At 46.0% G+C, this 23,882-nt stretch carries 15 protein-coding genes; 3 read left to right on the top strand and 12 right to left on the bottom strand.

Annotation, left to right across the window (positions count from 1 at the left end; genetic code table 11):
* Positions 1 to 432 precede the first annotated feature (432 nt).
* The 11 genes from ACSQ8O_RS14825 to ACSQ8O_RS14775 form a co-directional block, all read right to left on the bottom strand.
* Positions 433 to 1,323: a glycoside hydrolase family 43 protein gene (locus tag ACSQ8O_RS14825; RefSeq protein ID WP_436242944.1), complete on the bottom strand. Its 891-nt coding sequence runs from the start codon at positions 1,321 to 1,323 to the stop codon at positions 433 to 435.
* A gap of 23 nt (positions 1,324 to 1,346) precedes the next feature.
* Positions 1,347 to 3,002 (bottom strand): MGH1-like glycoside hydrolase domain-containing protein, encoded by a 1,656-nt coding sequence (locus ACSQ8O_RS14820; protein ID WP_436242311.1) that lies wholly within the window; start codon positions 3,000 to 3,002, stop codon positions 1,347 to 1,349.
* A gap of 51 nt (positions 3,003 to 3,053) precedes the next feature.
* Positions 3,054 to 3,932 (bottom strand): carbohydrate ABC transporter permease, encoded by an 879-nt coding sequence (locus ACSQ8O_RS14815; RefSeq protein WP_436242310.1) that lies wholly within the window; start codon positions 3,930 to 3,932, stop codon positions 3,054 to 3,056.
* Between the two features lie 17 nt (positions 3,933 to 3,949).
* Entirely contained in the window at positions 3,950 to 4,843 is an 894-nt protein-coding gene (locus ACSQ8O_RS14810; RefSeq protein ID WP_056620062.1) for an ABC transporter permease, read from the bottom strand.
* Positions 4,844 to 4,951: 108 nt separating this feature from the next.
* On the bottom strand, positions 4,952 to 6,613 hold the full coding sequence (locus ACSQ8O_RS14805; RefSeq protein ID WP_436242309.1) for an extracellular solute-binding protein: 1,662 nt from the start codon (positions 6,611 to 6,613) through the stop codon (positions 4,952 to 4,954).
* Positions 6,614 to 6,727: 114 nt separating this feature from the next.
* The gene (locus ACSQ8O_RS14800) at positions 6,728 to 8,392 is read right to left on the bottom strand and encodes a response regulator transcription factor (protein ID WP_436242308.1); all 1,665 of its coding nucleotides are present in this window, start codon (positions 8,390 to 8,392) and stop codon (positions 6,728 to 6,730) included.
* The gene (locus tag ACSQ8O_RS14795) at positions 8,393 to 10,141 is read right to left on the bottom strand and encodes a sensor histidine kinase (RefSeq protein ID WP_436242307.1); all 1,749 of its coding nucleotides are present in this window, start codon (positions 10,139 to 10,141) and stop codon (positions 8,393 to 8,395) included.
* A 632-nt stretch (positions 10,142 to 10,773) separates the two neighbouring features.
* A complete protein-coding gene (locus ACSQ8O_RS14790) occupies positions 10,774 to 12,183 on the bottom strand; it encodes an MATE family efflux transporter (RefSeq protein WP_436242306.1) in 1,410 nt (469 codons plus the stop codon).
* A 48-nt stretch (positions 12,184 to 12,231) separates the two neighbouring features.
* Positions 12,232 to 14,082 carry a cache domain-containing sensor histidine kinase gene (locus tag ACSQ8O_RS14785; RefSeq protein WP_436242305.1) on the bottom strand — a complete coding sequence of 617 codons (1,851 nt, stop codon included), beginning with the start codon at positions 14,080 to 14,082 and terminating at the stop codon, positions 12,232 to 12,234.
* Positions 14,058 to 15,566, bottom strand: coding sequence for an extracellular solute-binding protein (locus ACSQ8O_RS14780; protein WP_436242304.1), 1,509 nt, complete (start codon positions 15,564 to 15,566; stop codon positions 14,058 to 14,060). The genes ACSQ8O_RS14785 and ACSQ8O_RS14780 overlap by 25 nt, the downstream gene beginning before the upstream one ends.
* A gap of 29 nt (positions 15,567 to 15,595) precedes the next feature.
* Positions 15,596 to 16,696: an SGNH/GDSL hydrolase family protein gene (locus ACSQ8O_RS14775; protein WP_436242303.1), complete on the bottom strand. Its 1,101-nt coding sequence runs from the start codon at positions 16,694 to 16,696 to the stop codon at positions 15,596 to 15,598.
* A gap of 226 nt (positions 16,697 to 16,922) precedes the next feature.
* On the opposite strand from ACSQ8O_RS14775, the gene ACSQ8O_RS14770 reads away from it, so the two are divergent.
* Genes ACSQ8O_RS14770 through ACSQ8O_RS14760 form a run of 3 tightly spaced genes read left to right on the top strand, consistent with a single transcriptional unit; the run spans position 16,923 to position 22,787 of the window.
* A complete protein-coding gene (locus ACSQ8O_RS14770; protein WP_436242302.1) occupies positions 16,923 to 18,521 on the top strand; it encodes an FAD-dependent oxidoreductase in 1,599 nt (532 codons plus the stop codon).
* A 32-nt stretch (positions 18,522 to 18,553) separates the two neighbouring features.
* The gene (locus ACSQ8O_RS14765) at positions 18,554 to 19,612 is read left to right on the top strand and encodes a Gfo/Idh/MocA family protein (RefSeq protein ID WP_436242301.1); all 1,059 of its coding nucleotides are present in this window, start codon (positions 18,554 to 18,556) and stop codon (positions 19,610 to 19,612) included.
* Between the two features lie 43 nt (positions 19,613 to 19,655).
* Complete coding sequence (locus ACSQ8O_RS14760; protein ID WP_436242300.1) at positions 19,656 to 22,787, top strand: Ig-like domain-containing protein; 3,132 nt, start codon at positions 19,656 to 19,658, stop codon at positions 22,785 to 22,787.
* A 230-nt stretch (positions 22,788 to 23,017) separates the two neighbouring features.
* Here ACSQ8O_RS14760 and ACSQ8O_RS14755 read toward each other — a convergent pair whose 3' ends face one another.
* Entirely contained in the window at positions 23,018 to 23,854 is an 837-nt protein-coding gene (locus tag ACSQ8O_RS14755; RefSeq protein WP_436242299.1) for a Gfo/Idh/MocA family oxidoreductase, read from the bottom strand.
* Between the last annotated feature and the right edge of the window lie 28 nt (positions 23,855 to 23,882).

Below are 23,882 nucleotides of genomic sequence, written 5' to 3'. Positions count from 1 at the left end.
AGAGAACTCACATGTTCCATTACGGCAAATTTAAGAAATGAACATCGAGTGGGAACTTTAGTGCCTTAAAGGGATAGGGTGTCCCGAAGTAGAGAAATCTGCTTCGGGACACCCTATTTGTAGTTGTTTTTATGTGAGATATACGCCAATTGTTGAAATGGCACGTTCCAAACGCCACTCTATATACCACTAGCTTAGCTCCAAACACACATACAAACACCCAAAAGCCTTCGCGCACACCTGTAAGTCGAAATGATCGACTTACAGACTCACAAAAGCCCTCTCGTACACCTGTAAGTCGATTTATTCGACTATCTCCTCCCGCTAGGGCCCCGTTTCTCTCCAGTTAGTCGATTTATTCGACTATCTCCTCTCCTTCAGCTCCACAAACAAAAAGAGCTACCTCTCGGTAGCTCTCATCATTCCTTATCCCTACATGCCAATTACCCTCAGTTTCCCTGCCACCTCTTCGATTTTCAGAAAAAGTGGGCGCTCATTCGGCGTCTGATTTGGCGTGTGGACAGCCAACATCAAGCTCTCATCGAATGCGTGGAACAGCATCCCATGCCCACCGTCGCTCCGAAAGAGCGCTTCCTCCTCCTGCACCCACGGACCCAGGACGGTTCCTGAGACCGAGGTAGCAACACCTAAGGCATACGTGTTGTTGATAAAACTTGCCCACAACATTAGCAACACGCCTGCACTAGTTCGATACATCGATGGCCCATCGGTCACATAGTTGTCTTGCCCTGGATAACGAGCATGCTGAAATGCCGTTGGCCATGCAGCTTGCGAAGCGGAAAATAAAACCACAGGCTCACCGATTGTTCCCTTAAGCTCCTTAGTCAATCTGACTGCGCACACTTGGCCGTCCGCTACTTGCTGCCATTCACGGCAAAATACAATCCACGGCAATCCTTCTTCATCGATGAACAATGTCCCGTCTAGAGAGCACCAATCCTTCGGTGTAACAGGACCCTCACTGTGCGGCGTAAAAGGCCCTAGCAGACTGTCGCTTACAAGCACCGCTGTCCCCAGCAAATCGTTGTCCTTCCGCCTGAAGGTCGCAAACATATAATAGCGATCCTCGTACTTATGCACCTCAGGTGCCCAGAAATTGTTCTCGGCATAGAAATCCGCTTCTGGTCTAAACACAGCATACGGACCTTCCCACTCCATGAGGTCTCGTCCTACATAGACATTAAATCCAGTCCCTTTGCCCCAAATATTCGTATCGGTACTGCCGAACAGATAGTACTTTCCCTCCTGGGCAACGGGTACAACAAAGGGATCACGGATCTGTAAGTTACTATTTTTTATCATCGCCATACCTACTTACCTCCCTTTTACCGATATGTTGGATAAATAACGCCTACATCGCGCACACTAGTAAACTGTCCATTCACCAACTCAACTTGCTCATTTCCTTTCACAACCAACGAAAACTCTTGCCCTTCATACCGAACTGTCCCCTCAATGGTGCGAACGCTCATCCCGATGATGGCTTTCAATTGCCCTTTACGATCCGTCACAGCCCTTGTTCCGAAGGGAATCTGCAAATATGCCTCTCCATTGCGATATACCGTTCCACCGTCTCTCGTTGTGATGAATTCGAAGGAGACACCGTCGACGATCCGACTGTAACCTGTTTCCGCAGCCATAACCTCGCCATGATCCTGCGGATACGGCACCAGAGCCGTGAACCAAAGCTCACCATCCGGCCTTGGCACGATACCACACATCCGCTCAACGAAGTCTAGCAGGCACAGAATAGCTGGCGAATAGGACTCCGTATAGCCCTCTTTTCCTGTCCACGGGCTTACCGTTTGGGCGAAACGCGTCATCTGCGCCAATGCTGTAACAATCGGGTTCAGCACCCAAGTCAACTCCACATAGCGATGATGATGCTCAAAGGCGTGCGGCGTACGGATCAAGCTCAAGAAATTCGACGTACCAGCCCATGTATTGTAGCTCGAGAAAGGATCGAAGCGCGGATCGTCCATAGCAACGGATGTAAATGGATATTTCGCGAAAAACTTGCTTGTATTGAGCAAATACTTCCGCAGTGACGCTGCGAAGAAATCCCCATCGCCTACCTCACAGGCAAGCACACGCAACAAAACATCAGACTGCACGCGAACCCATTCGTCATTTCGATCTACATCATAGAAGAAAGCATCCTCTTTATCGAAGCAATGTACGAACAAGCTGTTCAAGCTCATCTCTGCCTTTGCATTCCACTCCCCCGCCGTCTGCTCATCCCCAAGCTCCTGCGCCATGCGCGATAAATAAAGACGCTGACAATACACATTCGCCGTCAAATCTGGCGCTAAGAAGGGCAACGTAGGTGAATCGGGGTTATACTGCCGAGCATCGTCCAGATGGGCGGAATCCGGCACGTGCCAGAAACGCGGGGACAAGTCGTGTCCCGTATCGAACGTGCAAAATGCCTCGACACATCCTGTTTGACGAGTATCACGATACGTCGCGAGCCATCCGTCATGACGTACCATGGCCTCATACATTTTCCGCAAGAAGGTTTGATTGCGACCGTTTAACACATAATGGTTCCACACGCTCCTAGCAAGCGGGGTCACCATTTGGATCTGCCTAAACGCTGGACCGTTCTCCGTCACTTTATAAGGTAGCTGACCATCTTCCTTCTGATAATCTGCGAATAGTTGAAAAGTATCCTCCGATACCGAAGGCAGGAAACGCGACAACAATTCATTGTTGATCGTCCCCGTGCTTTCCATCCAGCAGCCTAGATAAATGCCACCCTCATGCAGCACAGGCGCATCCCCCATCGTAGGTACGATGCAATCGAACAGCTTGCTCAGCCCGTTATAATACGTCTCCTCCAAACGCCCACCTGTCGAAGCAAACTTCACACCTGTACCAAGCCACTCTTTTAGCACATCATGATCTGTTGCTTTTTTTAGTTCACCTAACTGTGCCTCCACGGAAATACCACGAAGCCGATTTATCATGTTCTCACTCATACGAATAGTCCCCCTTTAAAAGAAATGGACTGCCTTAGGCAGCCCACTCTATTATCCTTTCACACTGCCCATAACGAGGCCTTTCATGAAATATTTCTGTAAGAATGGATAAAAGATCAAAATCGGCAATGCCGCTAAGAATACTTGCGCCGCCTTAAAAGTACGATCGGATACTTCTGACATGTACAACTCAGTCGACGAAAGTGTACTGGAGTCAGGATTGACAATAATCGTTTGCAAATAGCTTTGCAGCGGATAATTCGAAGGTGAATTCATATAAATTAAACCGTCGAACCACGAATTCCAATGCATAACCACGGTAAATAAGGTGATCGTTGCCAAGGCAGGCTTAGACAATGGAATGTACATGCTCCAAAGCACCTTCCAATGACCCGCTCCATCAATGTACGCAGCTTCTTCAATTTCCTTGGGTAAATTCCGGAAAAAGTTCAACAGCAAAATCATATTAAAGACATGAACAGCTCCAGGAAGCACTAGTGCCCAAATGGTGTCCAGCAAGCCGAGTGCTTTCATTGTCATATAGCTAGGAATTAATCCGCCATGGAATAGCATCGTGATGATAAAAAACCATGCATATACATTTCTTGCCCGAAGCGTCGTTGTTTCTTTGGAAAGTGGATAGGCAATCAAGATCGTAATCACCATATTAATGCCATAACCGAGCACGACTCTTTGAATGGAAACGATTAAGCCTTCAAGAAATTCCTTTTTCGTTAAAGCATGTTTATATGAAGCAATCGTGAAATCCACGGGCCAGAGCTTGACGAAACCACCTGCCGCAGCGCTGCTAGAACTGAAAGAGACAGCCAGTACGTTAATAAGCGGCAATAGACATAGGAATGCGATCAAACCAAGCCCTATATAGTTAACTAACAGAAATACTTTTCTGCTCGTTGTCACTTTCTGCATAACCTTTCCCCCTCACCTTAAAATATCCGATAACCCGTATACCGATTGGCAAGCTTATTCGAAATCACAATCAAGATGAACGCAATAACGGATTTAAACAATCCAACTGCCGTCGCTACACCATATTGCGCATCTACTAAGCCGATCCGGTAAACCATCGTATCAATAATATCCCCTGTGCTGTAGACCATCGGACTGTACAGATTGAACACCTGATCAAAACCAGCGTTCAGCACATTACCTAAGCTTAGAACAGTCATCAGCGTGACAATAGGCAGCATGCCGGGGATTGTAACATGGAGTGTTTGCTTCCAACGATTCGCGCCATCCACAACTGCAGCTTCGTACAAAGATTGATCTATGGCTGTGAGGGCTGCTAAATAAACGATCGTGCTATATCCGAATTCCTTCCAAGTGTCTGAAGCGACAAGTGTAAAAGGAAACCAGTTTTCGTTGCCAAGGAAAAAAATAGGCTTGATGCCAATTAGGCCAAGCATCTGATTCACAATGCCGCCTGAAGGCGAGAGAATATCAATTAATATGCCTCCCAGAATGACCCAGGACAGAAAATAAGGAAAATAAATAATCGTTTGAATCGTACGTTTGAAAGCCGTGCTTATGACCTCATTTAATAGAAGAGCAAAAATAACTGGCACAATTAAGTGTACGATGATCTTCATGACAGCAATGAAAACCGTGTTCCATACTACACTCGAAAAATTAGGCATCTCCAGCATGTAGCGAAAATTATCAAGCCCGATCCATTTGGAATGAAAAATCCCTTTGGATGGTACAAATTTTTGAAAAGCAATGACAATCCCTGCAATCGGGACATAGCTAAAGATAATCGTAAGAATGACACCGGGTAATAGCATAAGATGCAAAGGAATTTCCTGCAGTTTTTTATTCATATCCGTTTGTACTCCTCTCCGTTTGCATACATGGACAAATAACGAAGGGGAAAGCAGTGTACGACCGCTTCCCCCTAAGCTCCAATCTCGTATTAAGCCGTCAACTTCTTATTTACTTTTTGCGTACCATTCGTTGACTTCCTTCGTAATCTGTTCACCGCCAAGCTTCTTCCAGTCTTCAACGAATTTATCAAACGTATCGATGGATTGGCCCATAATAATCTTTGTAAATACTTCCTCTTCCAACTTCAGAAGAGATGCATTCTTCTCAACCATCGTAGGTGTTGCTGCACCATAGAAAGCATCTAACATATAGTTATCATCTTTCACGTACTTGCTGATGACGTCGAAGCTGCTCGGCGTACCGAATACGCGCTCTGTTCCCCAATTCGCATTGTTACCTTTACGGTAGTCTACAATTTTGTCGTAGTAGCCCTTTTCTTCCGTCGTCAGTTTGGACGGATCGTTCGAAGCAATCGCACTAAGCGTGTTGTTATGTGCGCTCAAGTTTTTGTTCGCAGGCTCTGGATTCATCAGGCTATAGAGGTAAACAGGGACATTCGTAGGGCTGAAGCTCATCTCTGGTTTCGGCTTCTTACTCTCGTCATAACCATCCATCGCGAAGTTGAGAAGCTTAATAATCGCTTCCGGATTCTTGCTCTTCTTGCTAACTGCATAATATCGTTGAATTGGCATTTTACCGATTGGTGTTGCCTTCTTATCATCAACAGAAACCAGCGGGATCGCTTTCCAATCTGCTTTCGGATCGTTATCGATGTTCTTCTGAATAATCGACAATGGTGCAGACATGCTGCCGTAGAAGATACCGACTTTGCCGCCGACAACGGATTCTGTAACTTTAGCACGGTCTTTTACACCGAATTCCTTATCGAGCAAACCTTGTGCGTACATATCTTGGAGCTGCTTCAGCGCAGTTTTCACTTCTGGTTGAATACTTCCATACACAAGTTGTTTACCTGATGCGTCCTTCACCCATTTACCCGCATAAGCATGAAAACCGGAGAAGAAGCCCGTTGTTCCGAAATGTGTATCCGCTAAGAACGACTTCGTAAAGGCCATCCCGAAGGTATCATCTTTGCCGTTACCGTCTGGATCTTTCTTCGTGAATGCTTCAGCAACCGCCAGAACTTCCTTCATCGACTTCGGCTCCGAAAGTCCAAGCTTCGTTAACCAATCCGCACGTACATACAAGAGCGGTAATCCGTCAATTGCCGACGATGTCTGTGGAATCGCCATCAGCTTGCCGCCAATTTTAGCTGTATCGAACGCCTTCTGATCCTGCTGCAGAATACTCTTTGCCATCGGCGATGCATACTTGTCATACAGTTCTGTCAAGTCATATAGCATATCATTATCAGCCAAATCGGTGAGTTGCTTGTTTTTCAACCACATAACATCCGGCAGATCTCCCGCCGCAATCGCCACATTCAACTTTTGATCGAATTGCTCAACAGGCACGGTCCATTGATATTTTAAGTTGATATTCAGGTCATTTTGATAAGCTTTTGTATAAATATTATTCTCGATCGTGTCGCCATTTTCATACTTATAAGTTGCTTCTGTGTAGCGCCATGCTGTAATATCCACTGGTTTCTCATACTTCGCCATTAAGTTCGCGTTAGGTGTTGCAGAAGCATTAGGTGTCGCCGTTGCACTATCTTTCGAACCCTCTGTGCTACAAGCAGAGAGCACCAATAGTCCTGCTGCCGAGAGAATTACCGCTGTTTTCGCTTTATCTCTTTGTCTCATGTGAACCTCCCCGAATGATCTAAATATACTAGAGTTGCTACATCTCTAATGGTAATGCGCAATCAATCGGCATTCAATATTCATGTCTTTACATTTGAATCACTTGTTTACTTGTTATTTGTTGAATATCGATGTCCGATACTCCAGTGGCGTCATATGCGTGATCTTGCGAAAATATCTCGTAAAGTTCGTCGCCGTTCCATAACCAACTTGCTCAGCGACCTCTTGAATTTTAATATTCGGATTCTCCAGAAGACTCTTGGCTCTTGTCATACGGGTTGAAGAAATATAATCGGATAAATTGCTTCCTGTCACCTGCTTAAATAATCGTGATAAATAGGACGGATTGAAATATACTAATTCCGCTAATTTCACCAACGAAACCTCATCTGGATTATGGAGGTTATCCTTAATATGCTTTTGAATCAAGGAAATAATGGCATTCGCCCTTCGCTCTTCCTCTTGATTCTGAAGATTGAACAGAATGTCTTCTACGCGGGCTAGATACTCAAATGCAACCTTCCATGACTCATGCTCGCCTGGCTGCATAAGCTTATGCAGTCCAATCTGCGTTGCAACCGTCTCAACCAAATGCCAACGATTCATATAGGATAAAAATACCAATCCAATGGAATAATACAGTTCTTGGGCAGGGACGTCATGCATGCTATCAATCTCCTTCACCGAATCGGCACAGGCAAGCAGCGTCTTGCTGAACTCCACCCGTTGCCCATGCTCTAATTGATCAGCGAGCTGCTCCAATTTGGCTTGGCGGATCTGCGACTTCTCCCGGTGGCTGCCGTCCGACTGCTGAAGCTCTTGCTCCACCATTTGCTTGTCCAGGAGGAGCATACCACCGCCCTGACCAATACGATAATTCATCAACATCGTTAATGTCGCGAACCGTTCTGCTGCTTCGGTCCACGCTACAGTGCTATCATCCAATACAAAGGACAGTAACTCACCGACAGACTCCCGACAAGCCGCCTGCACCAACTCCAGATTCCCTTTTACGAATGTCAGCGTTCGCTCCCATCCCTCTTTATCCAAGTTATTCCCGAGTGGCTGAATCAGCCAAATCAGATCCATATGCTCATTCACCACATCGACAAAAGAAACGTGCGAAGATAAATATTGCTCAGCGATCAGCTTGATCCTATAGAGCTGCCGGGACTTTTCCGAATAAGTCGTCCGATTGGATAAGCTGTTAATTCTTCCGAGCATGATGAGAATAGGCCGATCTGCTTGAAGGGGTATCGCTAGCTCATCAAATTGTTCTTGATGAATCTCTTTCACGTCTAGCTGTTCATTCAAAATCCGCTTCACATACTCGTTCTGAAGCATCCCGCGCATGTTATCCAATTGCTCTTGGGCTATCTTCAGCAATGACTGTGCTTTTAGCTCAGTTTCAATCTCAGCCACCGCATGCTCCACCATCTGAATCACTTTCTCGTATCCTTCGGTCTTCAGTAAATAACTTACCTTCTCATACTGAATAGCGGAGTAAATATAAGAAAATTCATTGTATCCCGTTAGAAAAATGACTCGGCATTGCGGCCATCTCTCGCGAATTTTCTCTAGGAGCTGCAAGCCGTCCAGTCCCGGCATACGAATGTCAGTAAGCACGATATCGAAGCGCGTCCGATCGAATTGCCGAACGGCTTCCATGCCAGAATAGGCTTTATACACATCCAGCTCCAGCTGTGGAATGGTCTGAAGCACTTCATATAACCCGTCAGCAATAATCATTTCATCGTCTACAACCAGTACTCTGTACATTTAAACGCCTCCGCCTCCGTTCGTGTGATCAATCACAATCGTCGCCTTCATACCGCCCCATTCACTACGCTCTACAAATAAACCGCTTGTATGGCCAAATTTCAAACGAATTCGTTGGTGGATATTCAAAATACCCGTCATCTCCAACCCTTCTTGATTAGATAACGCCTCCTTAAGGGACGCAATCCGCTCTCCATTCAATTCCTCTCCATTATCCTCTACGATCATCTGGATCTCGTTCCCAAACTTAAGGAGACGAACCCGCAAAATACCTTTCTCAGGCTTCCGTTCTAGACCGTGTTCGAATGCATTCTCAATGATCGGCTGTAAAATTAACCTCGGTACCATAACGTGTCCGATATTGTCAGGCAAATCATCGAATTCGACTCGAAGCCGATTCGAAAATCGCATTGTTTGAATCTCCGCATATACTTTGGCGTGATTGACTTCTTTCCAGAGCGGCACCTCATCTGAGCTATTCCGTGTGACGAATTGAAAATACTCACCTAACTGATTCGTAAATTGCTCGAGATTTTCGTAATCACCAAGACGTGCCATCGTACTTAGAATAAATAGGTTATTGTAAAGGAAGTGAGGATTTATCTGCGATTGCAGCTGCTTCAATTCCGCTTTCTGCGTTAAAATCTGCTGTTTATACACCTGATCAATTAAAGATTTCAAGTTTCCTAGCATCACATTAAACCGCTTATAAATGTACTGAAACTCGTCATTAATCGCATGCTCGATGCGAACATCGAAATCGCCATGCTCGATTTTCCGGAAAGCTTTGACCAGCTTATCCAGCGGTTTGTGAATGTATTTATACACATATAAAGAGTAAATAACTATAATAATGAGGGCTACGGCTGCTAATAATAGAAACCAACTTCTATACTTCTGGAGCGGTTGAAACACAGCGTTTTCGGGCACGTATTTGCTCAACACAGCGCCAAAAAAGTCAGATGACGTATACACAGCCAAATAATGCTTGTCATGGATGACAAGTTTCTGTGCATTGCCAATATTCGCGTTAGTGGACATATGGGCAGAGATTTCCTTATCGAATGCCGCATCGTGACTTGTTGTGATGACAAACTGTGAGCTATTAAAAATCAATCCCTCATCAGGGGAGTTAATCATTAATTTCAAATGTTCCTCCAACTTTTCCTTGGACAGCTCGATGGCCACAATGAAGAGCGGACCTCTTTTACTGCTAGGCGTAGAGAAGGGATACACAGCACTTAGATACATACTGCCGTCCACATTCATAACTTGCGAATCCAGTGTCAATGGAATATTCCTCAACTTTTCAAATTCTTTCTGATTAAATGAGGAAATCGTCAAGGCTGATACGTTTTTTTGAATAGCAGGGATGTAAGCGTACACATCTTTGATATACGTCGAACTGTTGCGAATGGCATTAAGTCGCTGCTGAAGTCGTAGAATGCTTTGCATTTTCTCTATATCATTCAACGAATCTGGAATAGCTCCTAATGCATTTAAATTATCATCGCTTAACACATCGTACTGCAACGTTTGAATGCGTCTGAACTCTTCCTCCAACCCGCTGAAATACCCCGATACTTGTGAGATCATGGATTTGGATATTTCATCCTGCAACGTTCGGATCCCCCAATTATAAATAATCATACTAAGGATATAGAGCGGTAATAGAATACAAATAAACGAAAGAATCAATCTTCTAAGGGCATTTTTCTTCCAAGGATGCCTCGTTAGATTCAGATTCATAGTAGTCCCCCTTTTGTGGTAAAATTATCCACTTCTTTATTCATTCGGATCCTATGTAAGACTACCCGAAAGTTAGTTTAGTAGCAATACTAACATGAACCGTACCAACTTTGAAGTGAACAATTCAACGCGTTAAGCCTCTATGCAGTATAACCATTCATTGGCGTTAGCATTTCTTCCTCTACTCCTGTTCTTACACTTACACTTACACTTACACTTACACTTACACTTACACTTACACTTACACTTACACTTACTCCTACTCCTACTCCTACTCCTATTCTTATTCCTATTCTTACTTCTACCCTACTCTTACTCCTGCCTCTACTGCGGCAACTACACCTTCCTCCAGCGCCACAAATCAATTAAATGGATTTTATGTTGTTATTTTTGTTGATTATCACCATTTAAGAGCAATAGATGGATTTCCTACAGCTAATTTCTGCTTCAATCCACCAAACTACCAACTTCGCTTAATTTAGATGTAGATTTTCCATTTATTTACTAAAAATCAGCAAAAACGGCAACATTAACTGTATATTTTACATTTATTTGAAAACAGGGCTGCGAAGACAAGAAAAACACCTTCGGAAGGAAGGTGTTTTTCTTGTCTTCGTTACTTCGTGTTTTCCTTATTTGGTATCCGCTGCTGGCTCGATCAATCGATGACGATACCATTGATCCCCCTTGAAGCGCCAAAGGAAGATAAGCCCACGAACGCCCCATTCGATATTCATCGCTAACCACACACCAATAATGCCCATGTGAAACACGATGCCAAGCACGTAGCCCAGAACAACCCGGAACAGCCACATAGACAGCATCGAAGTTACGGAAGTGAATTTGGAATCCCCCGCAGCTCGAAGCGCAGCTGGCAAGAGGAAGCTGATCGGCCAGAGCGGGACCTGTGCAATCGCATTGATCAACACGATGATGAATAACTCCCGAATGATATCATCTGGTGGGTGAAATAAGCTGACCAGCGGCTTAAACAACGGAAGGAGGATCAGCGCCATCAGCAAAAGTGTAAAGGACGCAAGCCAGAGAAACGATTTGGCAAATTTGCGTGCGTCTTTCACATTTTGCCCCCCCATACATTGTCCAATCACAGTTACCGTTGTCAGAGATAACGCGGCAGCCGGAATCTGTAACACACCTGCGAGCGTACCGCCGATTGCATTCGTCGCCATGGCATGCGTGCCAAGACTAACGATAAACACTTGCGTTACAATTTTACCGCCATTAAAGAACATCTGCTCCGCCGCAAATGGAAGCCCGATAAATAAAATCTTCTTCATCATTACGATATTGACATGTAATAAATCGTACAATCGCATTTGGAAATTGGTGTCTAATTTCACCACATATAGGACCGCTACAAATGCCGCGAGAAATCTGGACACATTCACAGCGATGATCAATCCATGTACCCCCATATGCAAGAAATGGATACATATCACGTTCAGTAGGACATACGAAAGATTCATGATTAAAGAGAGTTTCAAGGAAGTTCGGGACTTTCCGATCCCTCTCAATGCACCGCAAACAGCCTCTACAATGGCGATTCCCACATAAGATACACTGCTCCCTATCAGATACGTCTTGGCATAAGCGAACACTTCCGAAGAGGCTGTCCCAAACAGCAGAGACAAGACTGGCGTATGAAACAGAATCATTAACAAGCTAATGCCAATCGCAAATGACGACACCAAGGAAATAGAGCTAGCTGCAGCTTTGGCAACCATCCCGTCGTTACCGCTACCTTTGTACTGGGCGACCACTACCGTTCCACCTGTCGAGACGGCCACGAATACGCTGATCAGAAATATGTTAAGCGAATCTATCATACTTACTGCGCTAACGGCGGCAACACCCGACGAACTAATCATCGCAATGTTCACCAAGTTAAGTCCGACAAGGAAAGACTGGTCAATGAGAATCGGTATATACAAGCCAATAATCTGTTGATAATCCATCACTTTGCCGGAGAAATACTTATGCATAAAAGCTTTTCGTCTCAAGCTAAATGCGGGTTCCATCACATCATCTTCTTTTTCGTATATTTATCATGCTGATTACTTCCGTGAGCGTTACCCTGCCTGCTCCTCTATCGGTGATTCACACATGCCCAGTGGGAGACGGAGAGTAATCCGCGTTCCCATCTGATGACCGCTCTCAAATCGAAATTGTGATTCATTACCGTAATACATCTTCATTCGCGCGACGACATTTCGCAACCCGAATAGATCCTTTTCTTTTTTCGTCTCCGTAGAAATCCCTTCTGCCGCTAGTCTCGCTGCCTCTTCCAATTTAGCGCAAATATAGATCAACCTTTCCTCGCTGACACCGACACCATTGTCGCGTACTTCGAGGACGAGATGACCGCCATCCAAATAGGAGGAAATAGCGAGCTCCCCACCGTTGCTCTGTTTCTCTAAGCCATGCAGCACGGCATTTTCTACCAATGGCTGCAGAAGTAATTTAAGAACATGATAATGCGCGCTTTCCTCCGCAATGTCGAAGCGTACTGTGAAATGGTCCAGGAATCGCAACTGCTGCACTTTAATATAATACTTCAAATGCTCGATCGTTTCCTTAACCGTAAAGGTCTCATTTCCTTTATTTAAGCTTAAACGGAAAAATTTCGATAGATTCAACACCATTTCACTGATTTCATCTGCTTCATAGTTTTTGGCCGTCCAATAAATCGAATCCAGTGTGTTGTAGAGGAAATGCGGATTAATTTGAGACTGCAAAAATTTCAGTTCCATTTTGGACAATAAAAGCTGCTTCTCGTAGTGATCCCGGATCAGTGTTTTCTGATTTTCCGCCATCCGATTAAAAGATTCTATTACGTATCCTAATTCATCAACGCGTGTATCCTCCAGTTGGATAGTGAAATTCCCCGTGCGGAGCTGCTTCATCCCATAAGCTAATTTACGAAGTGGCGCAGATATGCCTCGATAAATGATCCAAGAAGTCCAAATGGCCAAGACTAAACTGACGACTAAAATACCATATGAAAAAATCTTCAGCGAGTCCGTATGACTCCGGATTTCCCATAAAGGCTGCTCCATCATAAGCGACCAACCAGATAACTTCGACTTCACGCTGATCGTTACCATTTCCGTCCCTGTTTGAGGTGATTTACGAATCGTTCTTACCTGGTCTACCTTCTCCCACGTTTGCGCATTTACACTTCCACCTGTCCCTGTGATCGATTTCCCGTCATTATCGAAGAGATAAATATTCGCGTTTTTGGATGGCAGCAGAGGTTTCGCAAGCTCAATTAGAGCACTCTTTTTGACAGATAAAATAAGTAAATTCGGATTCATCAGTGTGCGGTTATACGGATCCATCGTCCGAATCAGATGCACACTGTCTGCATCGAAATAGGATTCACCCGCCTGCGGTGTAAAAAAAATCGTCCCCCCGTTAGCCTCCATCAAATGCTGATACCATTCTTGATTCTCAGCCCCGGATGGCAGCTTGCCTCCACCGAATTTGGTGGAAATAACCGTACGTGAAGGCATGTGGATAATCGTGATTTGGTCCACAATCAGATTGACCGTCGTCATACTTGTAATCTGATCCATTACTTGGGCAAAGTGAACGAACGACTGCTTTTCCGGCTCTTGACCTACAGACTGCAGCGTGGTGTTAACATTCGTATCGAACGCGATCAAGGAGGACAGCTGTTCAATATTTTGCAAGGTCAGATCCAGATAATCCGTCATTGTATGCAGGGCTCCCTGCGTTCTTTCCCCGGTCTGTACTTCCAGAATTACTTGCGATTTGGCTATCGCAAACAGGCTAAATCCAGCTAACGGGAGTAGAATTAGCAGAAAATACCAGGTTAGCCGAACTTGGATATAACCGGTTAGTAATTTACGAATTTTGGATAAGAACTCTTTGATCATTTGTTGGTTTCTCGCCACCATTCATTCACTTCCCCAGTAATTTCATCGCCGCCAGCTTCCTTCCACTTTTTCACAAAAGCGTCAAACTCCTCTATGGGGCTTAAGCCTGCAATAATTCGCGTAAAGGTATCCTCTTGCAGCTTAGACAGCTTAATTTGATGCTTACCCATAGCTGGTGTTGGGGGCCCATTGAATCGGTCAACCATCAGATTCTGTTCGATCCGTTGGATGTTATCATACAGGCGGAACTGTGAACCAAGGGCATCCAGTCGATCTCGTGTCACATTCGGATCTGCCATATCCGCCAATGCACCATAGATACCACGGTAGCCATGCTTCGAATGTTCATCAAAGCGAATGGATAATTTCCCGTCGACCCTCGTCCAAATTTCGTTCTCAAAGCCGAGCTTTAAGCTGGTTTGTCCTGGACCTGCGACGAAATCCAAGAACTTAACGACAGCCTCAGCTTTGTCGCTCTTGTTGGGTATCACGTTGTAGGAACGGACGTTGGACGTGCTGTAGACACCATGCTTCCCATTCGGTCCAACCGGGAAATCCAGTGGAATCCATTCCGCTTTCGGATCGATTTTCCGATTTGCGGCAATATGTGCGCGAGTGTCCGACCAGGCTGCTGAGAATAGACCGACTCGACCGCTAACAATCTTTTCACCTAGCACATCAATTTTATTCAAAGGGAACTCGGGGTCTAGTATGTCAGCATCATATAAGCCTCGCAGATACAGAAGCGCCTCCTTCATTTCCGGTAGTACGCCCGAGTAAACCAATTTCCCGTCGCGTTCATACCAAGCTTTCATTTGTACTCCAAATGCGCCTAGAAATGGCGAAGTTCTGCGAAGCCGCTCCAGAATCGATAGGCCATACGTATCTTTTTTCCCATTTCCATCTGGATCTCTCTCAGCAAATGCCTTCATCACCGCCGTGTACTCCTCGATCGTCTTCGGAGGCTGCAGCCCAAGCTTATCCAGCCAATCCTTCCTGGCATAGATGATCTCAGTTCCTTTCACCTCATTCAAACTCGGTATCGCATAGATCTTGCCATCCACAGTGACATTATCCCAAGCTTCCTTGGGGATTTTGACTTTCAGATTTGTACCGTATTTCTCAATATAATCATTCAAAGGCGTCAGCGCTTTTTGATTTACGAAATGGATAAACCACGATGGATCACTGGTATTCAGCAAATCCGGGGGCTCGCCAGACGCCATAATGACGTTAAGCTTTTCATCATAACCATTGAGCGGAGGAAGCGTCACATTGACCTGAACACCAATGTTTTTCTCAATATAACTAAGATAAGGATTATGATTCTCATCCATCCCCTCCGGAAAATTCATACCTAGGCTGTTCGCGACGATTCGAATAGCAGGTTCGCTTGTTGAACCCGCCTTATTCTCTACCTTCAAGGTCAAATTCGGAATGCCGCAGCCAGCAGTTGAACAACAAGCGAGCATGACTAGAATAGCTGCCCTCATTCTTTTCATCATTCCAATCCCCTTCCATCGTCGGCAAGCAACTAAGCGAGTATTTTCTTAAGAATAGGAGTGAGTCCGTCCGCCATACGCATAAATCCGAGATCAGTCGGATGCACACCATCGACGGTACATTCGTGCGCATGTTCCCCTAGTAAAGTTGATCCATCGTAAAAATAGATGTTGGCATCTCCATTTTCACGCAGTTGCTCGACCGTCCGGAACTGGACTCCTTTACGCTCTTCCTTTTCAAACTTCAACTGCTTGCTGTACCTTTCTTTCGCATAAGGAATACAAGAAACCACGAGAATCGGCGTATGTGGATGTTTATTTCGATAGATACGAATGAATTCGGGCAAAGTCTTTTGCAGGCTCTCCGTGGATACGCAGTTTGCCTCATAATCCAAGACGAGACAGGCAGGATCCGATATTTCTGCTAGAATGTGCGCAAGCTCAGGTTCTCCTTTGCCATTACCTGAAAAGCCTAAATTCAGAAATTCCATATTTACTCGCCTGGATATGATATTGGGATAGGCCATGCCAGGACGGGTAGCACAACCTCCCTGCGTAATGGAAGTACCGTAGAAGAGAATCTTTTTACTGTTATCGTAAGCTGGTGGAGGAGCGATTTGTGCAGATGGGTTTAGGCCAATCCACACCTCTTGAACGCCTTGGTACAGTGGAAAATTCAAAGTAATGCTTCTATCTATGGGTTCCATATCCGTAAACATAACGCTTTCATATTCGGTTTGTTTCGAGTCATAACGAGTCGTACTGTAATAGAACTGTTCACCTGTCTCTCCGATGTAACAATCGAATCCGCATTGACCTGTTGCTGGCATGTGATACATATTCGCAGCGCTGGACAACTTCACCTTAATGGATAGGGAGAGCGCATTCGTTGTAAACCGAATTTGCCCGCCAGCCGTACAATTCGCCAAATTATCCACCGCCTCGGGCAGTGTCCACGTGGGCTTTTCTGGCAGTCTGCGGTATAGTTGCTTCTCCTTCAGCCATCCAAAGCCTGCCAAATAAAAGGGTTGTTCCAATGGTGAGTACCATTCCAATCGTTGATCATCGAGTTGTGGAATCCTCATATTCGCATCCAATTTTAAGACGTCACCTGATTGATGTTGATTATTCATTAAGAATCTCTCCCTAAATTATGATTTCGCATCCACACACTATTATCTTATTAGGTAATCAATCTTCGCCCTCGCTTGTACAATCCCTTTTTTTTCACGGCTAATGGGTTATTAAAGTACCAAAAGAAGTCATGGTCCTCCGCTGTGGCTATTTTCCAGCTGTAATACAATAGGGATAACCTGTGAATGCCTGCAGGCGAATTGGTTAAAGGAGGGACAATCATCGTTGGTTAACACGAAAAGCAATCCCCATACGCACAACCACCAGACTGATATCGTCGTGATTGGCGGTGGAACTGGCGGATATGCAGCCGCACTAGCAGCTGCCAAATCCGGAAAAAAAGTAATCTTGACTGAAGAAACAGATTGGATCGGCGGACAATTAACGAGCCAAGCCGTTCCGCCAGATGAGCACCCATGGATCGAACAATTTGGCTGTACACGCAGTTATCGACAGTTCCGAGAAGGTGTGCGTGACTATTACCGAAGTCATTTCCCACTTACCTCAGAGGCACGTTCACGTACGCTTCTTAATCCTGGTAATGGTGGCGTATCACGATTATGCCATGAGCCGCGGGTTGCGTTAGCCGTCCTGCAAGATATGCTCGCTCCCTTTGTCAACAGCGGGCGGTTACAAATTCTAACTCGCCACCGACTAGAATCCGTATCCGTGGACGGCGATGATGTACGTTCCGTCACAGTTCGCAACTTGACGAGCGGCGATAGCGTGACGCTGCATGCTGCTTATTTCCTTGACGCCACCGAGTGTGGCGATGCGCTGCCGCTTGCGGGTGCGGAATATGTGACAGGTGCTGAGTCTAAAAGTCAGACTGGCGAGCCGAATGCCGTAGAGGGTGATGCACTACCGCAAGACATGCAGGGATTCACCTATTGCTTTGCCATGGATTACATCGAAGGGGAGGATCACACCATTGCGCGCCCCGAGCGCTATGACTTCTGGAAGACATACAAAGCAGACTTCTGGCCTGATCGTCTGCTCAGCTGGTCTGGTGTTCGCCCGAGCACGCTGGAACATGTCTCCTACGAACTGTTTGAAGGCACGGACAAGTACTCCTTATTCTTCTATCGGCGCATTATCGATAGCCGTAACTTCGAAGAAGGCTTTTACCCTGGTGACATTACATTGGTCAATTGGCCGCAGAACGACTACTGGCTAGGCTCAGTTATTGATGTCAGCGCAGAGGACAGAGAGCAACATCTATGGGATGCGAAACAGCTCAGCTTATCCCTGCTCTATTGGCTGCAAACAGAAGCGCCTCGGCCTGATGGCGGGCAAGGTTACCCTGGTCTTCGCCTGCGTCCAGATATCGTCGGTACAGATGACGGGCTGGCTATGTATCCGTACATAAGAGAGTCGCGCAGGATCAAGGCGGAGTTTACCGTTCTGGAACAACATGTGAGCACAGCGTGCCGTCCTGACGGGAAAGCCGAACAGTTCCATGATTCAGTTGGTATCGGTTGTTACCGCATCGACCTCCATCCGAGTACTGGTAACCGTCATTATATAGATGTCTCTTCTCTACCTTTCCAGATTCCACTCGGCAGCTTGATCCCGATCCGCATGAACAATTTACTGCCAGCTTGCAAAAATCTGGGTGTCACCCACATCACCAACGGATGTTACCGACTGCATCCCGTCGAGTGGAACATTGGCGAAGCGGTCGGTTTTCTCGCAAGCCGCTGCATCGACCGTGGCATCTCGCCTCGGGAAGTACGCAATGAGGCTTCTGAGCTTCGCACTTTCCAGAATATGCTTGAAAGCTACGGCATCGAGTTGGCTTGGCCTACGATTCGTCCTGTCTAACATTATTCATTCATAAGAAGAGGAGCATGTACATGAGTAAAATACGTATTGGTGTTATTGGCGCAGGTTCCATATCCGAAATGCATTTGAAATCGTATCATACGAATCCGGATGCTGAACTATATGCCATCTGTGACTTGAACGAGGAACGTGCGAAAGCAAAAGCTGAAAAATACGGCATCACACATATCTATACGAACTATGAGGATTTGCTTGCTAATGATGCTATAGATGCAATTAGCATCTGTACATGGAACAATAGCCATGCCCAAATATCCATTGCCGCCTTGGAGGCTGGTAAAAACGTACTCACCGAAAAGCCGCTATGTACATCGGTGAGAGAGGCGTTAGACGTCGAAGATGCGGTTCGTCGTACTGGCAAAACGCTACAAGTTGGTTTCGTTCGCCGCTACGCTTCGAATACCCGCATCATCAAATCGTTCCTCGATAACAACGAGCTCGGTGACATTTACTACGCGAAGGCATCGTGTATTCGTCGTTTGGGCAACCCCGGCGGCTGGTTCTCCGATGTGGATCGTTCGGGCGGCGGCCCTCTGATTGACGTAGGTGTACATGTCATAGACCTTTGCTGGTACTTGATGGGACGTCCTAAAGTAAAATCTATTTCTGGTAATACCTATAAAAAATTGGGTAATCGCGCCAATGTGAAGAATCTGGCTTTTTACAAAGCTGCTGATTATGACCCTACTCATAATACGGTCGAGGATTTGGCCAATGCCTTGATTCGATTTGAGAACGGCGCTTCGATTCTCGTTGATGTTAGCTTTACACTACATGCTAAGGAAGACGAATTGACGGTGAAGCTGTACGGGGAAAAAGGCGGAGCAGAATTAGAGCCTCAGTTATCCATCATAACAGAGAAGTACGATACCATCTTGAACCTCACACCGCAGATTAATAACCTTTCCTTTGATTTTGTTGCCGGTTTTCAGGATGAAATCAATTACTTTATTGAAGTCTGTCAAGGTAAAAAGGAGACCCTATCACCTGTACAGGACGGGGTTGAGATGATGAAAATACTTTGTGGTGTCTATGAATCTAGCGAAAAAGGTGAAGAAATCCGCTTCTAGGGAAGGAATGTGAAACCAATTGAAAAAATCGAAATGGCTAATCATGACTTTATTGATTACATTACTCGCTTCTTCTTGGTCCATAACCGCATCTGCGGCAACCAGCCCCACTGATTTTATTGAAGTCGAAGCAGCTCCCGTCGATATCACCATCGATATTGAGGGTCCGCGCAAGCAAATCAATGCTATTGATACGGATATGAGTAGAATTACCGATTACGTCGCTTTATTCACCACAGAATTTGCAACATCCGTTACCGTTGGCACCACCTCCGTCGGCGTTGTCGTCGATGCGACAAATCATGTGACTCGGGTTGTCAATCCATCTGTTAACGGCGGTGTGCCCGTCTGGACTGGGCCTACTACGCTGAACATCCCGCAAGGCGGCTTCATCCTTGTCGCGAACGATGACAGTTGGGCGAATAAAACCTTTAAGCAGTATCTGGCGAAAAATTTCAAGGTTGGCGACCTCATTAAGCTGCGTAAAAATGGTGAAGTGGTCCCCGTCTCCGCACTCATGACGGGTCAAGGACTTCAAGCGCGTCTTAAACTCGACAATGACGATTGGTTTACGGTAACCGCGCCGAAAACGACGGTTTCCGGCAAGCTGGAAAACCTGGAATCTGGCGTCACGTATGCAATTCGCATTAACCAAACTTCGGTTGCTTTGCAAGCGAATGGCTCTTTCCAGAGTGAGTTTAGCCTCGCTGAAGGCGTGAATTACCTAGATGTCGTCGCGTCGAAGAACGGCGTTGAGAATGATCGAAAGACGCTTGTTGTATTTTATAAAAAACAAACCAGTGCTGCCAAGGAAGTCGTCCTCTGGGTCGACCAAGGCACCAATATTTTCAAGCTGCAAACGCCTGAAAATATCCGTGATATGCTAACCAAAGCCAAAGATGCTGGTGTGACAGCCATTGCGCTTGATGTCAAAGGCGTCGAAGGCTTCGCCAACTATAAGAAGAACGATTTGACGAATCGTCCGCACATCTCACAAATGACAGCACCGACGCGTGCGGGTGCCAATCCGAATCTGGATATGTTGGAAGAGTTTATCAAGTATGGGCATCAGCTTGGTATCAAAATCCATGCAGCCTTTAACGTTTTTGCTGAAGGCTCACCTGCACATAACGAATATGGACTGCTGAACCAGCATCTGGATTGGGAAGAGCATGTATATCGGCCCGAGGATAATGGTCAAATTTTGCGCCTGCGTGAGAGCAAGTACTATACATCAGGCAAGTCACTTGTAGCTTTTGTGAACCCCGCCAACGATGATGTTAGAGCTTTTGAGCTAAAAAACATGGAAGAAGTGATTAAGAACTACGATGTAGATGGCGTTGTTCTCGATCGTACCCGCTATGACAACGAAACGGCCGACTTCAGCCCCTTGACGCGTGCGAAATTTGAAGCGTTTCTCGCCACACGGGGTAAGCAGTTGACGAATTGGCCAGCGGATGTGTTCAGCTATGTGAACAATGTTCGCCAAGCGGGTCCGCTCATCAATGACTGGTGGGAGTTCCGTTCGCAAACGATCAAAACGTTTACAGATGAGGTCCGTTTACTAACGGATCGGTACTCCGCCTTGAAAGGTCATAAGGTTTATTCATCCGCTTATGTAGGTTCCTGGTTTGAGTCTTACTACTTAAACGGCGTTCATTGGGGCAGCCCGAATTTCAAGTACGACAACCGTTTGCAACTACCGGATGACAGCCTTTATACCGACTCTTATGCGCAGACTGGTTATTCGGGCAACATCGATTTCCTCATGATTGGTACGTATCAAACGACACAAAAGGAAATCGAACATCATATTACCTTGGGCAATATCGTAACCAACGGTGAAGTTCCGATGTACGCTAGTATTGCTTTGGCGAACATTCAAGACCCTCCACTGCAACGTTCTGTGTTCCAAGCTGGCTTGTCGCAATCCAATGGCCTCATGCTCTTCGATCTTTCACAAGTGAACTGGTCCGTGGTGAAGGCATCGCTCCATGATGTGGCCTATGTAAAGGATTATCAAATCGGCTCAAGCATCCCAGGTAGTCCGGAGTCATTCCTTGAAGCGGATCTCTTCAATGTGAGCCGGAACGAGAATAATCTCAACATTTATTCCAATGACTTCGGCCAAACAACAGCCACCAGCACGTTCGGTGTAGAAGCTATCGTGGACAGTTCCGGCAAAGTCACGAAAGTTGTGAACCAACAGCAGGCGCTTACCTGGAACTGGACCAACATGTCGCCGAATAACAGTGTGATTCCACAAGGCGGCTTCGTTATCTCTGCGCTGGATGCTTCCGGTGTACGGACGAGAAGGCAACTGGTCGCTAAAACCTACAAAGTCGGTGATGCTGTACGTTCGGCTGTGCTGCGAGGGTATTTGGATTATGCGAATACGAGTACAGCACTGCGTAATCTAGAGATCAAAGGCGAAGTCGAAGTGATTGGACCGGGGACGGCACGTGTTCTTCTAAACGGCGTACCGGCTGAGGTGTCCAGTAATGGGAACTTTATTGGAAGTGTCCCTCTCGCAATCGGCGTTAATAATGTGCAGATTTCCGTCTATGTGGACGATCGCAAGACGAATGAGAAAACCATTAGCATCACACGTACAGCCCCAACGCTAACAGGCATCGAACTGGATGCTGCAGCTTATCGTCTAGTTGCAGGCGATACGCATGCTTCCGTTACGACCGCTGTGTACTCGGATCAATCAAGAGTCGTTGTCGCTGGACCTTCGTACAGCTCCAGTAATCCATCGGTAGCAACTGTTGCCGCAGATGGTAACGTTACCGCATTGAAAGCAGGTACGACAGAAATTACGGCTACCTACGAGGGCAAAACCGCTAAATCCGTCGTAACTGTCGTGGAGGTAGCGAGTCTCAGCTTCGATGAAAACAAGCACAGTCTTGTTAAAGGCGAAACCTACCAAGCACCGCTTAAAGTAATTTACTCTGATGGCTTAGTTGGCTACATCAACCAAGGCGTGACCTACAGCTCTTCACTTGATAAAGTGGCGTCCATTACAGCCGACGGCATCATCACAGCTGTGAAGCCCGGAACGGCAACAATAATAGCTTCCTATCGTGGCAAGCAGGCTGACATTAAGATTAAAGTGTTCAACAGCTATAAGGACAAAAATGACGATGCCATGATGGAGGAATCCATCGACTGAGATTACTCCAAACAAGTCCCTGCATCTGCACACGAGTTAGTCGATTTATCGATTAACCCGTGTGCTTTGCTCTGTCGGCAACATTAGTCCGAAAATACCGAATTAATCTCAGTATCCGCATTATAAATTCCCGATTAGTCCTAAATCGCCTAACTAAATCCTCACATACACCTAAAAAAGATCCGGCCCCCTCCAGATGGAAGGTGCTGGATCTTTCTATGCGATACGTCTTATGGTAGCTGCAGCCACTGATAAGGCGTCTTCGCAGCTTTCATGCCGACCTCTAGAATCGTAGCAATCACTATCGTTTCCTCTTGGGAAACTGGTGGCTTGCCCGACTCGAAAAACCCAACCAAATTCTCGATAAACGCCCCGAAGAAATCCGACTCAATCTTAAGAAATTTCGATGCCCCTCCATCATAATAAAGGGCCATACTAAATGGACATTCCCAGCCGTATTGATGAAATATCGCTTGCCGGCCATCCCCATATCCAATTAACAACGCTGGCGTTTGGTCCGTGCCAACCCACATCACACGTCTCACATCCGTCCCCATCAAGGAGACGATTGGCTCCACCTGATGAATAGCATAGTTGGCAAACATCCCTGGCCCTAAGCTAATGATGGACTCGATCCCTTGTTTCTCGATGCCCGCATACTCCGCTGCAAACCGCAGCGCAGAGGTCGAATACATCGGGGTGCGGTGCTTCTCCGCGAGCTCAAACATCCGTAAGGCAGCTGCTCGATCTGGAGCAAACGTTTTATCAATATAAGTAGGCTTGCCCGACTGAAGCGCCAACTGTGCCAGCTCTTCATGATACTCGGGATGATCCGGTGAAAGAACGACCAAATAATCGCTCTGCTCCACAACCTCCTCGATCGAATCAAGCAGCTGAATCCCCTTCCTCTGGCTCCATTCTGCATTACTAAGCTTCCCATCCAGATTCGTTTTCCCATAAGCATACGCAACCTGCATGCGTCCACTTGACGCCTTATCGATCCAGCCTGGGTATTTCTCCGCATGCCATTCATCAAGAAAATAATCGATAAACCCAATCTTCTTCATCTCAATATCCACTCCCTCTGTGCATAAT

The sequence above is a fragment of the Paenibacillus sp. LjRoot56 genome, assembly GCF_964253335.1.
Lineage (GTDB): Bacteria > Bacillota > Bacilli > Paenibacillales > NBRC-103111 > Paenibacillus_E > Paenibacillus_E allorhizoplanae.
Note: the sequence above shows the minus strand (reverse complement) of the source record. Positions and strands in the feature narration are given on the sequence as shown.

What these genes read in the sequence shown, in the direction of transcription:
- ACSQ8O_RS14825 (WP_436242944.1), bottom strand. Translation starts at nt 1,323, where the DNA reads ATGATAAAAAATAGTAACTTACAGATCCGTGATCCCTTTGTTGTACCC.
- ACSQ8O_RS14820 (WP_436242311.1), bottom strand. Translation starts at nt 3,002, where the DNA reads ATGAGTGAGAACATGATAAATCGGCTTCGTGGTATTTCCGTGGAGGCA.
- ACSQ8O_RS14815 (WP_436242310.1), bottom strand. Translation starts at nt 3,932, where the DNA reads ATGCAGAAAGTGACAACGAGCAGAAAAGTATTTCTGTTAGTTAACTAT.
- ACSQ8O_RS14810 (WP_056620062.1), bottom strand. Translation starts at nt 4,843, where the DNA reads ATGAATAAAAAACTGCAGGAAATTCCTTTGCATCTTATGCTATTACCC.
- ACSQ8O_RS14805 (WP_436242309.1), bottom strand. Translation starts at nt 6,613, where the DNA reads ATGAGACAAAGAGATAAAGCGAAAACAGCGGTAATTCTCTCGGCAGCA.
- ACSQ8O_RS14800 (WP_436242308.1), bottom strand. Translation starts at nt 8,392, where the DNA reads ATGTACAGAGTACTGGTTGTAGACGATGAAATGATTATTGCTGACGGG.
- ACSQ8O_RS14795 (WP_436242307.1), bottom strand. Translation starts at nt 10,141, where the DNA reads ATGAATCTGAATCTAACGAGGCATCCTTGGAAGAAAAATGCCCTTAGA.
- ACSQ8O_RS14785 (WP_436242305.1), bottom strand. Translation starts at nt 14,082, where the DNA reads ATGGTGGCGAGAAACCAACAAATGATCAAAGAGTTCTTATCCAAAATT.
- ACSQ8O_RS14780 (WP_436242304.1), bottom strand. Translation starts at nt 15,566, where the DNA reads ATGATGAAAAGAATGAGGGCAGCTATTCTAGTCATGCTCGCTTGTTGT.
- ACSQ8O_RS14775 (WP_436242303.1), bottom strand. Translation starts at nt 16,696, where the DNA reads ATGAATAATCAACATCAATCAGGTGACGTCTTAAAATTGGATGCGAAT.
- ACSQ8O_RS14765 (WP_436242301.1), top strand. Translation starts at nt 18,554, where the DNA reads ATGAGTAAAATACGTATTGGTGTTATTGGCGCAGGTTCCATATCCGAA.
- ACSQ8O_RS14760 (WP_436242300.1), top strand. Translation starts at nt 19,656, where the DNA reads ATGACTTTATTGATTACATTACTCGCTTCTTCTTGGTCCATAACCGCA.
- ACSQ8O_RS14755 (WP_436242299.1), bottom strand. Translation starts at nt 23,854, where the DNA reads ATGAAGAAGATTGGGTTTATCGATTATTTTCTTGATGAATGGCATGCG.